Source organism: Mycolicibacterium gadium (genome assembly GCF_010728925.1).
Taxonomy (GTDB): domain Bacteria; phylum Actinomycetota; class Actinomycetes; order Mycobacteriales; family Mycobacteriaceae; genus Mycobacterium; species Mycobacterium gadium.
Genome location: NZ_AP022608.1, coordinates 1,015,858 through 1,027,949 on the forward strand (window position 1 = coordinate 1,015,858; position 12,092 = coordinate 1,027,949).

At 65.6% G+C, this 12,092-nt stretch carries 14 protein-coding genes; 2 read left to right on the forward strand and 12 right to left on the reverse strand.

The window, feature by feature from the left end:
- Positions 1-60 precede the first annotated feature (60 nt).
- Positions 61-1,569, reverse strand: a complete 1,509-nt coding sequence (locus tag G6N36_RS04910; protein WP_163685435.1) for a carboxylesterase/lipase family protein — start codon at positions 1,567-1,569, stop codon at positions 61-63.
- 75 nt (positions 1,570-1,644) lie between these two features.
- On the opposite strand from G6N36_RS04910, the gene G6N36_RS04915 reads away from it, so the two are divergent.
- A complete protein-coding gene (locus tag G6N36_RS04915) occupies positions 1,645-2,322 on the forward strand; it encodes a hypothetical protein (protein ID WP_163685437.1) in 678 nt (225 codons plus the stop codon).
- Here G6N36_RS04915 and G6N36_RS04920 read toward each other — a convergent pair.
- From G6N36_RS04920 to G6N36_RS04965, 10 genes are all read right to left on the reverse strand, one after another.
- The gene (locus tag G6N36_RS04920) at positions 2,312-3,238 is read right to left on the reverse strand and encodes a cation diffusion facilitator family transporter (RefSeq protein ID WP_163685438.1); all 927 of its coding nucleotides are present in this window, start codon (positions 3,236-3,238) and stop codon (positions 2,312-2,314) included. The genes G6N36_RS04915 and G6N36_RS04920 overlap by 11 nt on opposite strands.
- Positions 3,238-3,624 (reverse strand): ArsR/SmtB family transcription factor, encoded by a 387-nt coding sequence (locus G6N36_RS04925; RefSeq protein ID WP_163685440.1) that lies wholly within the window; start codon positions 3,622-3,624, stop codon positions 3,238-3,240. Before G6N36_RS04925 ends, G6N36_RS04920 begins: the two co-directional genes overlap by 1 nt.
- A gap of 22 nt (positions 3,625-3,646) precedes the next feature.
- Positions 3,647-4,222, reverse strand: coding sequence for a hypothetical protein (locus tag G6N36_RS04930; protein WP_163685442.1), 576 nt, complete (start codon positions 4,220-4,222; stop codon positions 3,647-3,649).
- Positions 4,223-4,279: 57 nt separating this feature from the next.
- Positions 4,280-5,443, reverse strand: coding sequence for an LLM class flavin-dependent oxidoreductase (locus G6N36_RS04935; RefSeq protein ID WP_235689973.1), 1,164 nt, complete (start codon positions 5,441-5,443; stop codon positions 4,280-4,282).
- 7 nt (positions 5,444-5,450) lie between these two features.
- The gene (locus G6N36_RS04940; protein WP_163685445.1) at positions 5,451-6,464 is read right to left on the reverse strand and encodes an ABC transporter substrate-binding protein; all 1,014 of its coding nucleotides are present in this window, start codon (positions 6,462-6,464) and stop codon (positions 5,451-5,453) included.
- Between the two features lie 17 nt (positions 6,465-6,481).
- A complete protein-coding gene (locus tag G6N36_RS04945; RefSeq protein WP_163685446.1) occupies positions 6,482-7,204 on the reverse strand; it encodes an ABC transporter ATP-binding protein in 723 nt (240 codons plus the stop codon).
- Positions 7,201-8,013: an ABC transporter permease gene (locus tag G6N36_RS04950; RefSeq protein WP_372512385.1), complete on the reverse strand. Its 813-nt coding sequence runs from the start codon at positions 8,011-8,013 to the stop codon at positions 7,201-7,203. The genes G6N36_RS04945 and G6N36_RS04950 overlap by 4 nt, the downstream gene beginning before the upstream one ends.
- Positions 8,014-8,141: 128 nt before the next feature.
- Positions 8,142-8,855, reverse strand: coding sequence for a hypothetical protein (locus G6N36_RS04955; protein ID WP_163685449.1), 714 nt, complete (start codon positions 8,853-8,855; stop codon positions 8,142-8,144).
- 79 nt (positions 8,856-8,934) lie between these two features.
- A complete protein-coding gene (locus G6N36_RS04960) occupies positions 8,935-10,197 on the reverse strand; it encodes an alpha/beta hydrolase (protein ID WP_163685450.1) in 1,263 nt (420 codons plus the stop codon).
- A gap of 54 nt (positions 10,198-10,251) precedes the next feature.
- Positions 10,252-10,581, reverse strand: coding sequence for a hypothetical protein (locus tag G6N36_RS04965; protein ID WP_163690435.1), 330 nt, complete (start codon positions 10,579-10,581; stop codon positions 10,252-10,254).
- A gap of 138 nt (positions 10,582-10,719) precedes the next feature.
- On the opposite strand from G6N36_RS04965, the gene G6N36_RS04970 reads away from it, so the two are divergent.
- Positions 10,720-11,055 carry an RNA polymerase-binding protein RbpA gene (locus G6N36_RS04970; protein WP_163685453.1) on the forward strand — a complete coding sequence of 112 codons (336 nt, stop codon included), beginning with the start codon at positions 10,720-10,722 and terminating at the stop codon, positions 11,053-11,055.
- Positions 11,056-11,065: 10 nt separating this feature from the next.
- Here G6N36_RS04970 and G6N36_RS04975 read toward each other — a convergent pair whose 3' ends face one another.
- On the reverse strand, positions 11,066-12,058 hold the full coding sequence (locus G6N36_RS04975; RefSeq protein WP_163685455.1) for an IS481 family transposase: 993 nt from the start codon (positions 12,056-12,058) through the stop codon (positions 11,066-11,068).
- Between the last annotated feature and the right edge of the window lie 34 nt (positions 12,059-12,092).

The window sequence follows — 12,092 nt, forward strand, 5'->3', positions numbered from 1 at the left end:
GGGATTCACGCAACCACATTCCCGGTTGGATGCGCAGCGATTTCAGGCACTGCTACGGATTCAGCGGCCCGCCAGCGTGAAGCCCTCCCACGCCTGGCGGCGATCGGCATGCGGATCGAATTCGACGCGCGGCCGGCTGTCGAAAACCCACACTGCCCGCTCTGGCTCCGCGTAGGTAGGCCATCCGGTGCCGGGTACCCCGGTCTGGGCGAACGCGCGCCAGCGCTGCTGTATGTCGTCGCTGACGCGCAATGCCGTCTTGCGATCCGCGGCGGCGGTGAGCAGCTTCCCGAAAGCCGTTCGGTACACGTCGAACACCGCGAGCAACTCTGTCGCATGCGTGGCGCCAAGGCCCGACCATCGCAACGTCCGGGGCGCATAGTCGTAGCGGTACAGGTACGTCGGCGCGTGTCTGCTGTGCGCCTCGGCGATCTGCCACGCCGCCGACCCGAACGCGAAATCCCCGCCGAACTGGATACACGCCGCCGAGTCCGGGTAGCCGGGGTAGGCGGACGTAATGCGTTCACGTTCAGCGGGTTCGGTTCCGGAGAGCAGTCGCTCGATCATGGGCTCCGTCATCGGCAACAGCTTGAGGAACCGGCCGAACAGCCGGGCCTCGTCGGCGTTGGTGCCGACGATGAGCGGCACGCTGTGGGCATGCCCTTCGCGCATCGCCTCGACGGGGTCCAGCGGTAGGTACTCGGAGCCGCTGGTGGGGCCTGCCGCGAAGGCGCCGAGCATTTCGCGCTGGCCCGCGACGATGAGCCGTTCGAACGCGGTCACGAGCTCCGTCGGCCGGGCCGCCATCACGGCTGCCGCGCCGTCGGGCTCGTTCGGGTCGACCAGCTCGGCGAATTTTGCCGCGTAGTCCGCTGCGATATCCGGCGTGCGCACCATTCCGGCGGCCGGGCTTTCGGAAATCGCTTGGGCGAAAAGGCCTTTAGCGGCGGGGACGGCCAGCAGCGTGGCCACTGCGTGGGCACCGGCACTCTCGCCGAAGATCGTCACCTTCTCCGGGTCGCCGCCGAAGACCGCGATGTTTTCGCGCACCCAGCTCAAGGCCATCACCAGGTCTCGCAGGTAGAGGTTGTCGTCGAAGGTGTGGCTGCCGTTGGACAACGACGACAGGTCAAGACATCCCAGGGGTCCCAGCCGGTAGTTGACCGATACGTAGATGCAACCCTGGCGTGCCAACGCCGCACCGTCGTAGATCGGCGTCGCCGAGCTGCCCATGAAATAACCGCCGCCGTGGATGAACACCATGACGGGCAACGGGTCTTCCGGCAGCCTCTTCGGCGCCACCACGTTGAGCGTCAGGCAGTCCTCGCTCATCGGCTGGTATTTGCCCGGCGCGAGAAGGGTGTACATGCGCTGCTGGGGTGCGCAGTAGCCGACTCCGTGGCAGTACCGCACGCCCGGCCAGGCCTGGACGGGTTGCGGCGCGCGCAGGCGCAACCGACCGACCGGCGGGCTGGCGTACGGGATCGCACGCCAGCGGTTCACGCCGTCGCGCGTGAAGCCCTCAACGATGCCGGAGGCGATGGTTGCGCGGACCGTGTGTTCGTGCATCACCCGACGTTAGCGAATGCTGTCCGCCGCCGCGCCTGGACGGTGTCGGCGAGTCGGCCCGCTAGCCTGGCCGGTATGCGACTCACTGGGCTGATCGCGATCTTGATACTGGTGGCGGGGTGTTCATCCTCGACAGATGGCGGGGCCGAACGAATCACCCCGATACCGCCCAACACCAGCAGGCCATCGTCGACTACCACCACGACGACCACGGCACCCGTCAAACCGCCGGACCCCGGCGCGCCGGTGGCCGACGTCATCGCCTGGATCGAGGCGGGTGAGACGGCCGACGCCGCGGAGTACCACACTGCGGTACGTGACGGGGCGACCACCGATCTCGGCGCGGACGTCGCGTTCGTCACACCGTCGGGCAAGACCAACTGCATGACCGACTCCAAATACGCCGATGGTGCCCTGGCGTGTTTGGTCGACCTCGTCAACCCGCCGCCGAAGCCGGAGGACGCGTACGGCGAGTGGAAGGGCGGCTGGGTCGACTTCGACGGCCAGAGTGTCGAGGTCGGATCTGTGCGCGGCGACCCCGGCAGGTTCACTGCGGGAACCGGGCCCGAACTGCCCTACGGCCGGGCGCTGGGCTTCGGCGACTACCAGTGCCGCGTCGACACCGTCGGTCTGTACTGCGCCAACCGCGCGCACGACACGGCGGTCAGGTTCAGCGACGCGGGTATCGAACCGTTCGGTTGCCTGCAGCCGGCCACTGCTCCGCCGCAGATCGGCGAGAGGTTCAGCTGTTGACGATCGGCTCGTGAGCCGGATAGGCGTGTACGACCACCGAGCCGATCTTCGGAATGGCATGTGCCAGTTCATGTTCTGCGGCGTGGGCAACTGCGTGCGCGTCGGCCAGGCTCAGTGACGGGTCGACGTCGAGCTCGGTGTCTGCTTCCAGCCGATGCCCGACCCACCGCATCCTGACGCGCCGGACTTCCCGCACGCCCGGCTGCCGCGACAACACCGTGCGCGCGGTGTCCAGATATCCAGGATCGATGCGGTCCAACAACCGGCCGAAAACGTCCCGGGCCGCGATCACCAGCACGACCCCGATCGCGCCTGCGATGACCAAACCGACGATCGGGTCCGCGAGGGGAAAGCCCAGCCACACGCCCACCGCGCCCGCCACCACGGCCAGTGAGGTCAAACCGTCTGCGCGGGCGTGCATTCCGTCCGCACGCAGCGCCGCCGATCCGATCCGGCGGCCCACCCTGATGCGGTACACCGCCACGACCTCGTTGCCGATGAATCCGATGATGCCCGCGGCGACCACCCAGCTCAGATGGTTCAGTGGCACCGGGTCCACGAGCCGACGAACGGCTTGGACGGCGGCAACGAGCGCGGACGCGGCGATGGCCGTCACCACGAACAGGCGCGCCAGATCCTCCACGCGCCCGAATCCGTACGTGAATCGGCGCGTGGCCGGACGTCGGCTCATCGCGAACGCGATCCACAACGGCACGGCGGTCAGCGCATCGGCGAAGTTGTGCACGGTGTCGGCGAACAGGGCGACTGAACCCGATACCGCGACGACGATCAGCTGCGCCGCCGCGGTCGTGCCGAGGATCACCAGACTGATCTTGACCGCGCGGATGCCCGCGGCGCTGTCTCGCAGCGCATCGTCGACGCGATCTGTGTGGTCGTGGGAATGTCCGACCCCCACTACCCAACACCTTTCTCGTGCAGGACGCGCACTTCGCTTTCGTCCAGGTGATGTGCGGGGACCCCGCCCGTCGCGTGCTCGGCGTTGTGCACCGCATCGGTGACGAGTTGTCGGACGTGATCGTTTTCGAGCCGGTAGAACACCTGGGTGCCCTCGCGGCGCGTGCGCACCAAATGCGCCATCCGGAGTTTGGCGAGGTGCTGAGACACCGACGGCGCCGGTTTGGCGACCCGCGACGCGAGGTCGTTGACCGACATCTCACGATCGGCCAATGCCCATAGCAGCTGAACACGGGTGGCATCGGCCAGCATCCGGAATACCTCGACGACGAGGTCGGCCTGGTCATCGGCAAGCCGCCGTCCGCAGACCTGCTTATCTGCATTCATATGCAGATAATAGCGCGGAAGCTCAGTCGCGGGGTTCGGCTTTGGCCCGCGCCCGGTCTGGATAGATCTGGGTCATGCCGATGGCGCCGACGATCACAACCGCCGGGATGACGGCCTTGGTCCAGCTGACCGTGACCGGCGCCGCGACGGCGACGTATCCCAGCACCGCGATGAGCGCGAACACGAGAGCCCACATCAGCGTCAGCACCTGGTTGGTCCTGCGGAACGCCGCTTTCTCCCAGTCGTGTCGCGGCGCTGACGGCGGTGCGTACTGCTGGGTGAAGGGTACGAACGCCAGTGATACGACGGCCATCACCGCAAGAACTCCGCCGGACAACGTGGTCGCGTAGGTGTCCATCCAGTCGCGGTCCTCGGCGCCGACGGCCATGCCGGCGACGGTGACCCCGACGAAGAACACCACCGTCACCACATCGAGCATGCGCGCGCCTCCCCGGCCCGCGGAGATGCCCAGGAACAGCGCCGAGATCACCGCGCAGATCGCCCCGAACATCCACGTGCTCGGACCATCGGCGACGACCCAATAGACAATCCACGGCGCGAAGCCGACGAATGGGCTGCGCTCGAACCATTCGTCCACGAGTCAGGTTTACCTAACTACCGGCGCGGAGGCAAAAGCTCGGCTCGCAGTCGACCCTTATGCGACGCCCTTGTGTTTCAACAGCGGAAGCACGCCCTCGGCGAACCAGTAGGCCTCCTCGAGATGCGGATAGCCGGACAGGATGAACTCATCGAACCCGACCGAGTGGTACTCGTAAATCAGGTTCGCGACCTCTTCATGGCTGCCGACCAGCGCCGTGCCCGCCCCGCCGCGAACCAGGCCGACACCGGCCCACAGGTTGGGGTAGATCTCCAGATTGTCCACCCGGCCACCATGCAGAGCGGTCATCCGGCGTTGACCTTCGGACTCCGACTTGGCGTGCAGCTCAGTCTGTTTGGCGATCTGTTCAGGACTCAGTTCGGCGAGCAGCTCGTCAGCAACCCCCCACGCCGCCGCAGCGGTGTCGCGGCTGATGGTGTGCAAGCGGATGCCGAAGCGCACCTTGCGTCCTCGCGCCTCGGCGAGCTTGCGCACCTGCTCGATCTTGGCCGCCGCAGCCTGTGGCGGCTCACCCCACGTCAGGTACACGTCGACGTACTCGGCGGCGATCGGCAGTGCGGCGGCCGACGAGCCGCCAAAGTAAATCTGCGGCAACGGATCCGGTGCTGCCGATACCCGCGCGTCCTTGATTGTGTAGTGCCTGCCCTCGAAATCGAGTGAGTCCTGACGCCACAACGTGTTGACAATGTGCAGGAACTCCCCCGTGCGGGCATAGCGTTCGTCGTGGCCCAGCCAGTCGCCGAAGCGGCGCTGCTCGACGTCGTCGCCGCCGCTGACGATGTTGAGCAGCACCCGTCCCTCGGAAAACCTTTGAAGGGTCGCGGCCTGCTGCGCTGCCAGCGTCGGGGGAACCAGCCCGGGCCGGAATGCGACCAGGAACTTCAGCCGTTCGGTTTCGGCGAGCAGGGCCGACGCCGTCAACCACGCGTCCTCGCACCAGGTTCCGGTCGGGGTCAGCACACCTTCGAACCCGAGGCGATCCGCGGCGCGGGCCACCTCCGCGAGATACCTGCGTGATGGTGCCCGGTAGTTGGCGGGCACGGTGTGGTGTGACGACGCGTGCGATGCGCCGACGATGGATCTGCTGTCGCCGTTGGTGGGCAGGAACCAGAAGAACTTCGCCGTCGGAGATGGCGATTCGGCTGGGGCCGTCGGAGATGGCGATTCGGCTTGCGCTGTGCCTGTGGGCTGGGCGGTCATATTGCTCCTAATTTCGGTCGAGGTAAAGCGGCGCAAGCGATTCGCTGTATCGGGTATCCACCCAGTTCTTGAATTCCGGTTTGTCGGAGATCTGGTTGGATTCAGCGAACAGATCGGCCAGTTCTTGTTCGGACGCGACGAGCTGGTCAGAGAGATCGGTGGGTAGTCGCAGGCTTCGGCCCTGTGCAGCGGCCGCGACCGCCGGATCCAGGCCGACCGCGGCCGCATAACTCGCCGCCCATTCATCAGGGTTGTCCTGCGCCCATCGCGTTGCCTTGGCGTACCGCACGAGCAAGTCGCTCAGCGCGGTGTTGCGTTTCGGATCGGCAAGTGCGGCATCGGATGCGATCCCGAAACCGGCGCCGTTCGTGACGCCGGCGGCTTCGGCGATGCTGCGTACTGGGATGTCGGCCTCGGCCTGCGCGGTGTAGGGGTCCCAGATCGCCCACGCATCGACCTGCTGTTGCCTGAACGCGCCAAGAGCGTCGGCGGGCTGCAGAAACACGAGCTCGACGTCGGACGGCGAAAGACCGGCACGCTGCAGCTGAGCCAACACGTTGCCGTGAGCCGAGCTGCCCTTGCCCACGGCGATCTTCCTGCCGCGCAGGTCGGATACCGCGCGGATCGGCGAATCGGCGTGGACGAGTAGCTTGTCTCCCCTGCCGCTGCCGTCGTAGGCGGATACGACCTTCACCTTCGCGTTCGACGCCGCACCGAAGATCGGCGGCGTGTTACCGGTGATCGCGAAGTCGATCTTGCCCGCTGTGGCCGCCTCGATCTGAGGTGGGCCAGACGTGAATGTGGAGAACGCGATCTTGTACGGCAAATTGTCCAGCGCCCCTGCGGCACGCAGCAGTGATTCGGTGCCGCCCTTCTGATCGCCGACGTTGAGCGTCAGGTCCGACAGTTCCGAAAGCGCAACCGTTTCAGGCGCTTCGGAGGGGCCGGAGCTGTCCTGGCGAGAGACACATCCCGCGAGGAGCACCGCGAGTAGTGCAGTGACAACAGCGAGTTTTCGCATAGAGATCCCTTTTCGTATCAGCCGCGCACACCGAGCTGATCGAGCAGCTCTGCACGGTAGTGCTCGGAATTCGTCGATTGCCGTGGATCGTCGATCTCGAGGGTGTGGATGACTTCGCCGTCCTCGAGGACCACCACCCGATCGGCGAGCGCGACGGCCTCGTCCACGTCGTGCGTCACGAGAAGCACACCGAACCGGTGCTCGCGCCACAAATCGAGCAGTAGCGCCCGCATGCTCAACCGGGTCAACGCGTCGAGCGCGCCGAAGGGCTCGTCGAGCAGCAGCAGTTCGGGTTCGGCCACCAGTGCCCGCGCCAGCGAAACGCGTTGCGCCTGACCGCCGGACAGTGTCAGGGGCCACGCGTCGGCCCAGTCGCTCAGCCCGACGTCGGCCAGCGCCCGATCGGCGCTGGCCAGTACCTGCGCCCGCGGCAGCCGGCTGCGGGTGAGACCGTACGCCACGTTGGTGCGCACGTCGCGCCACGGAAACAGGCGGGGTTCCTGGAAGGCCAGTGCAGGCGCTCCGACCACAGCGCGATGACCGGTGTGATCGGTCGACAGGCCGGCCAGGACGCGAAGCACCGTCGACTTGCCGGAGCCGCTCCGTCCGATCAGCGCGACGATCTCGCCGCTGTCGACGCGCACCGAAATATCGGTCAGGACATGGTGATCGCCGTACCACTTGTTCACGTCGCGCAGTTCGCCTGCGATGTGGGTTGTTCGTGATGCCGTCATTGTCATGTGCGGTACCTCAATGCTCGTCGTTCCAGTGCCCGGACGATGGCGTCGGTGCCGATGCCCAGCAGTGCGTAGACGATCAGTCCGAAGATGATGATGTCGATCCTCAGAAAGTCGCGAGCGTTGTTGATCAGAAAGCCGATTCCCTTGTCGGCGTTGATCTGTTCAGCCACGATCAGCGTCAACCATGCGATGGCCAGCGACTGCCGCAAGCCGACCAGCACCTGGGGTGCGGCGCTGGGCACGATGATGGTGCGGAACCGTTGCCAGAACGAGAAGCCGAGTACCTGAGCCGTTTCGAAAAGCTTAGGATCCACCTGGCGGATCGCCGAGAAGGTGTTCAGATACAGCGGAAAACTCACCCCGAGCGCCACCAGCAACACCTTGGGAAGCTCGCCGATACCGAACCAGAGAATAAACAGCGGAATCAGGCCGAGGTGTGGCAATGCCCGGACCATCTGCATCGGTGGGTCGACCGTCGCCTCGAACCAGCGGGACAGTCCGACGGCGGTTCCCAACGCAACGCCCAGAATTCCGCCGAGCAGGAGTCCTTCGACTACTCGGATACCGGAAACCCGCAGTGCATCGGTCAGCTGTCCGTTCTGCAGCACCTCGATGCCGGCCTCGGCGATCAACGAAGGTGCGGGCAGCACGTCCTGGGGTATGAGCCCCAGCGCGCTGCCCAGCTGCCACAACGCGATGATCACGATCGGGGAGGCCAGCCGGATCAAGCCCCATTTGCGCAGCTGCCACCGGGCATTCGCGGCGGGGTCGGGCGCTATCGGCGCCGCGAGCTTGGCAGGACTGGTCACGGTACGTCGACGCTACGCACGCCACCTTGGGGCCAGTAGGTTTTGATTCTGGCTGATGCAAAGACATCGGCCCTGCCGATGTGATTGGCACACTGGCAGGGCCGTTGACTGACAACGACTTTGAGATGTCAGCCGAGCCGGAAACTTCCGTTGACCAGGGTCGGCGTCACGTCTTGGCCGTTGATCTTCGAGCTCATCTTGCCGTTGGACAGCCGGGTGATCTGTTGGGCCTGCTGCAGTTGTCGCTTATTGCGCACCTCGGCGCGGAACTGCGCGTCGTTGAGCTGCTGAATCTCCGCTTGCGTGATGTCACCGACGCTGCTGGTGCCGAACTGCACGCCGATCGCCGATCCGTCCTCGCGGACGACCCAGGAGGCCCGGATGCCGTCCAGCTCGGCGGTGTACATGCCCGCTTCACCGGACACCGGGGCAGCCGTGAATTGATACGCCACGCCGTTCATGTTCAGGTCGCCTTCGACGTTGGCACCGTCGAACTTCGCGTTGAGGGTGTCGCGGAACCTCGACTTGATGTCGATCTTGCCGTCGGCCTGGTTGCCGAAGAACCACGCTTCGTCGTCGGTTCCGTTGCAGGCGTAGGCCGCAACCTGGTCTCCGTCGACGGAAATGCCGATAGTCATCGTCTTGCCGTCGGGCGCGGTCATATCCGCGATGTAGCGTCCCGAGGCCGGGAAAGCGGTCGGCGCGGCGGTGGTAGTGGCCGTGGTCGGCGTCTCCGATGAGGAGGTCGCTTGATTGGATGATCCGCCCGAGCAGGCGGAGAGGGTGCCGAGCGCGACGAGTGCGCTGATACCCACGAGCAGTGTGCGAGTGATTTTCTTCATGTGACCAGCATGGATCTCCGCGACCGGCGTTACATGAAGAATGCATGGAGATTGGGTGGAGATCTGTCCGGCAGCTGATTCATCCGGCCAGAAACTCGTCGATCTCGGCCCGGAACACCTGCCACGCCGGCTCGGTTGCGGTCAGCAGGTGGTTGTTGCTCGACAGCGCGACGAGGCGGGAATCCGGAATCAGCGACGCCAGTTCCTCACCGAAGCGCAACGGAACCCGGTGATCGTCACGCGAGTGCATGATCAGCGTCGGGCAGGAGACCTCGCGCGCGAGGTCGCGCACATCGATGCGCGCGAACTCCTCGAGGAACCGCACCGCGTTCTCGGGCGACGTGGTGCGCCGCTGCAATTGATCGAAGGCAGCCCAGTCGGCGCGGGTGCCGTCGGGAATGAACTGAGCGGCAAAGACCTGCCGGAACGCCGGATCGTCACGACCCCAACCGACTCGGGCGAGTTCGAGATCGAGTGCCGCGGCCCGTTTTTCGTCCTCGCCGGACGCGCGAACTGCACGGCCCTGCGCGTAAGCGCTGCACAGCACCAGGCGGCTGACTTTCTCGGGATGACGGGCCGCGTAGGCCACCGCAACTGCACCGCCCTGTGAGACGCCCAGAAGCGGAAAGCGCGTCAGGCCAAGCGCCTCCACGACCGACTCCAAGTCGGTGACCCAGTCATCGAATGTGAAATCTGTTGCATCCCAATCGGATAACCCGCATCCACGCTCGTCGTAGCGAATGAATTGGCGGTTGTTCGACAGATCGCGCACCCAGTGCTTCCATACCGGGCTTTCGATGTCGTACCCGAGGTGGGTCATCCAGTTCGCTGCCCGCACGAGCGGCGGGCCCTCCCCCGCCACCGCATAGGCCAGCCGTATGCCGTCGGCGGCCTTGCAGAACGCGATGTGCTGTCGGGGCGGCGGTGGTTCATCGGGTACCGCGATCTCCTGCGGCGCGGGTGCCGGCGGTTCGTCGGTGGTGAGCGTGCCGACGAACTGATAGCCGCGGCCGCGCACGGTTCGGATGAAACGCTGCGACTCACCGTCGTCACCCAGTGCGCGGCGGACGGCCTTGATGCGGCTCGTCAACGCGGCTTCGGTGACGAAGCGACCGCCCCACACCGCATCGAACAGTTCTTCTTTCGACACGAATCGGTGCGCGTTGCTCACCAATTGGGTCAACACATCGAACACCTGGGGTTCGACGCGGATCAACTGTCCGCCGCATCGCAGTTCATAGCGCTGGGTGTCCAGCACGAATTGGCCGAACCTCCACACGCCGGTCGAGGTGGGCAGAGACGATGAAGACTCAGGTGTTGACAAGGTCACGGCGGGTCCCATCGGGAGGTTTGCAGGTCATCGTAACGACGAGCAGGCCGCCGAGAAGGTTCGAAACTAACGCCAGCCGTCGGCCGCCTTGGCCGCACGCATCAGCGCGTCGCACAGTTGCCGCAACTCGGTGCCGTCCGCACCCTCTGCAACGGCGGTCGATATGTCTTCGGCGGCGCATCTAACCTGGTACACGCGGTCGGCGAGCTCCGCGGCCTCGTCGGCGGTCAGCACCACCGCATCGGGCGCGAGTGAGGTGCCCCTGACGACGGAGCGCTGTTCGTAGGCCCGCTGACGACACGACTGCCTGCAGTACTGCCTGCGTCGGCCCAGCCCGGCATCGGCGACTTCGCGCCCGCACCAGCGACATGGTTGAGAACGTCGGCGGTTTTTCAATGTCCCGGGAACCACGGAGCCGACTGTAAACCGGCCGACGCAGGAATCCCGGTATCATCAAAGGCCGAGTCGGGAACTGCGTGTCGTGCCGCTGCGTTGATTCTCCGGACAACTTGCATTAACTGAGGAGTGTTGACCATGGCTGATCGCGTCTTGAGGGGTAGTCGTCTCGGTGCCGTGAGCTACGAGACCGACCGTAACCACGATCTTGCACCGCGTCAGGTGGCTCGCTACCGCACCGACAACGGCGAGGAGTTCGACGTCCCGTTCGCCGACGACGCCGAAATCCCCCACACCTGGCTGTGCCGCAACGGTATGGAGGGCACCCTCGTCGAGGGCGACGCGCCAGAGCCCAAGAAGGTCAAGCCGCCGCGTACCCACTGGGACATGCTCCTGGAACGCCGCTCGGTCGACGAACTCGAGGAACTGCTCAAGGAGCGCCTCGACATCATCAAGGCTCGTCGCCGGGGCTGATTCGGGCCGGCTAGCTGTACTGCCCAGGCAGGTTGGTCAACCGGGTGATGGGTGGGACCTTGCCGATTGCCGAGTGTTGCCGGTGGTGATTGTAGGTATGTAGCCAGGCCGATAGGGCTGAGCGGCGGGTGCGTTCGTTGGGGTAGTGCCGGGCGAAGGCCCATTCGGCGGCCATGGTGCGGTGGAAGCGCTCTATTTTGCCGTTGGTCTGGGGACGGTAGGCGCGGGTGCGTTTGTGCGCGATGTGCAGGTCCGCGCAGGCGTCGCGCCATGCGTAGGACTTGTAGCAGGCTCCGTTGTCCGACAGCACCTGCTCGACATGGACGCCGCGGGTACCAAACCATCCCACCGCCCGGCGCAGCACCCCGATCGCGGTCTGAGCGGTTTCGTCGTCGTGGATCTCGGCGTAGGCGACCCGGGAATGATCATCGATCACCGTGTGCACGTAGGCATGCCCGAGGATCGGTTGGTAGCGGTGATTGCGCCGGACCTCAGAAGTCCCATGGCGATTGCGTTTGCCGCGTGCTCGACCGACGAACCGCCAACCCCCGCCGTCGGGGATGTTGCCCAGTTTCTTGACATCGACATGCAGCATCGCGCCGGGGTGGCCGTGCTCGTAGCGGCGGATCGGCTCGCCGGTACGGATATCGATGTGAGACAACCGGTTCAGCCGACACCGCACCAGCACCGCGTGCACGGTCGAAGCCGGCATCGACAGCCGCGAAGCGATCGCCATGGGTGAGAGACGATGCCGCCACCGCAACTCCACAATGCGGCGCACCACCGGCGCCGGTGTCCGATTGGGGCAGTGATGCGGCCGGCTGGAGAGATCAGTCATCCCGGCAGCACCCATCGCCGCATAGCGCGATGCCCACCGCTGCGCGGTACGCCATGACACGTGGAAGTGCTCAGCGGCCCGCACGATGGGCCAGCCCTCCTCGACGACACGACGGGCCAGCATTAGACGCCCGCGAGGAGTCAAAACAGCATTAGCGTGGACCACGAAGGCCTCCTGATCGTTGCGGTGAAGTGGTAGC

What these genes read in the sequence shown, in the direction of transcription:
- G6N36_RS04970 (WP_163685453.1), top strand. Translation starts at nt 10,720, where the DNA reads ATGGCTGATCGCGTCTTGAGGGGTAGTCGTCTCGGTGCCGTGAGCTAC.
- G6N36_RS04945 (WP_163685446.1), bottom strand. Translation starts at nt 7,204, where the DNA reads ATGACAATGACGGCATCACGAACAACCCACATCGCAGGCGAACTGCGC.
- G6N36_RS04955 (WP_163685449.1), bottom strand. Translation starts at nt 8,855, where the DNA reads ATGAAGAAAATCACTCGCACACTGCTCGTGGGTATCAGCGCACTCGTC.
- G6N36_RS04925 (WP_163685440.1), bottom strand. Translation starts at nt 3,624, where the DNA reads ATGAATGCAGATAAGCAGGTCTGCGGACGGCGGCTTGCCGATGACCAG.
- G6N36_RS04960 (WP_163685450.1), bottom strand. Translation starts at nt 10,197, where the DNA reads ATGGGACCCGCCGTGACCTTGTCAACACCTGAGTCTTCATCGTCTCTG.
- G6N36_RS04935 (WP_235689973.1), bottom strand. Translation starts at nt 5,443, where the DNA reads ATGACCGCCCAGCCCACAGGCACAGCGCAAGCCGAATCGCCATCTCCG.
- G6N36_RS04915 (WP_163685437.1), top strand. Translation starts at nt 1,645, where the DNA reads ATGCGACTCACTGGGCTGATCGCGATCTTGATACTGGTGGCGGGGTGT.
- G6N36_RS04910 (WP_163685435.1), bottom strand. Translation starts at nt 1,569, where the DNA reads ATGCACGAACACACGGTCCGCGCAACCATCGCCTCCGGCATCGTTGAG.
- G6N36_RS04940 (WP_163685445.1), bottom strand. Translation starts at nt 6,464, where the DNA reads ATGCGAAAACTCGCTGTTGTCACTGCACTACTCGCGGTGCTCCTCGCG.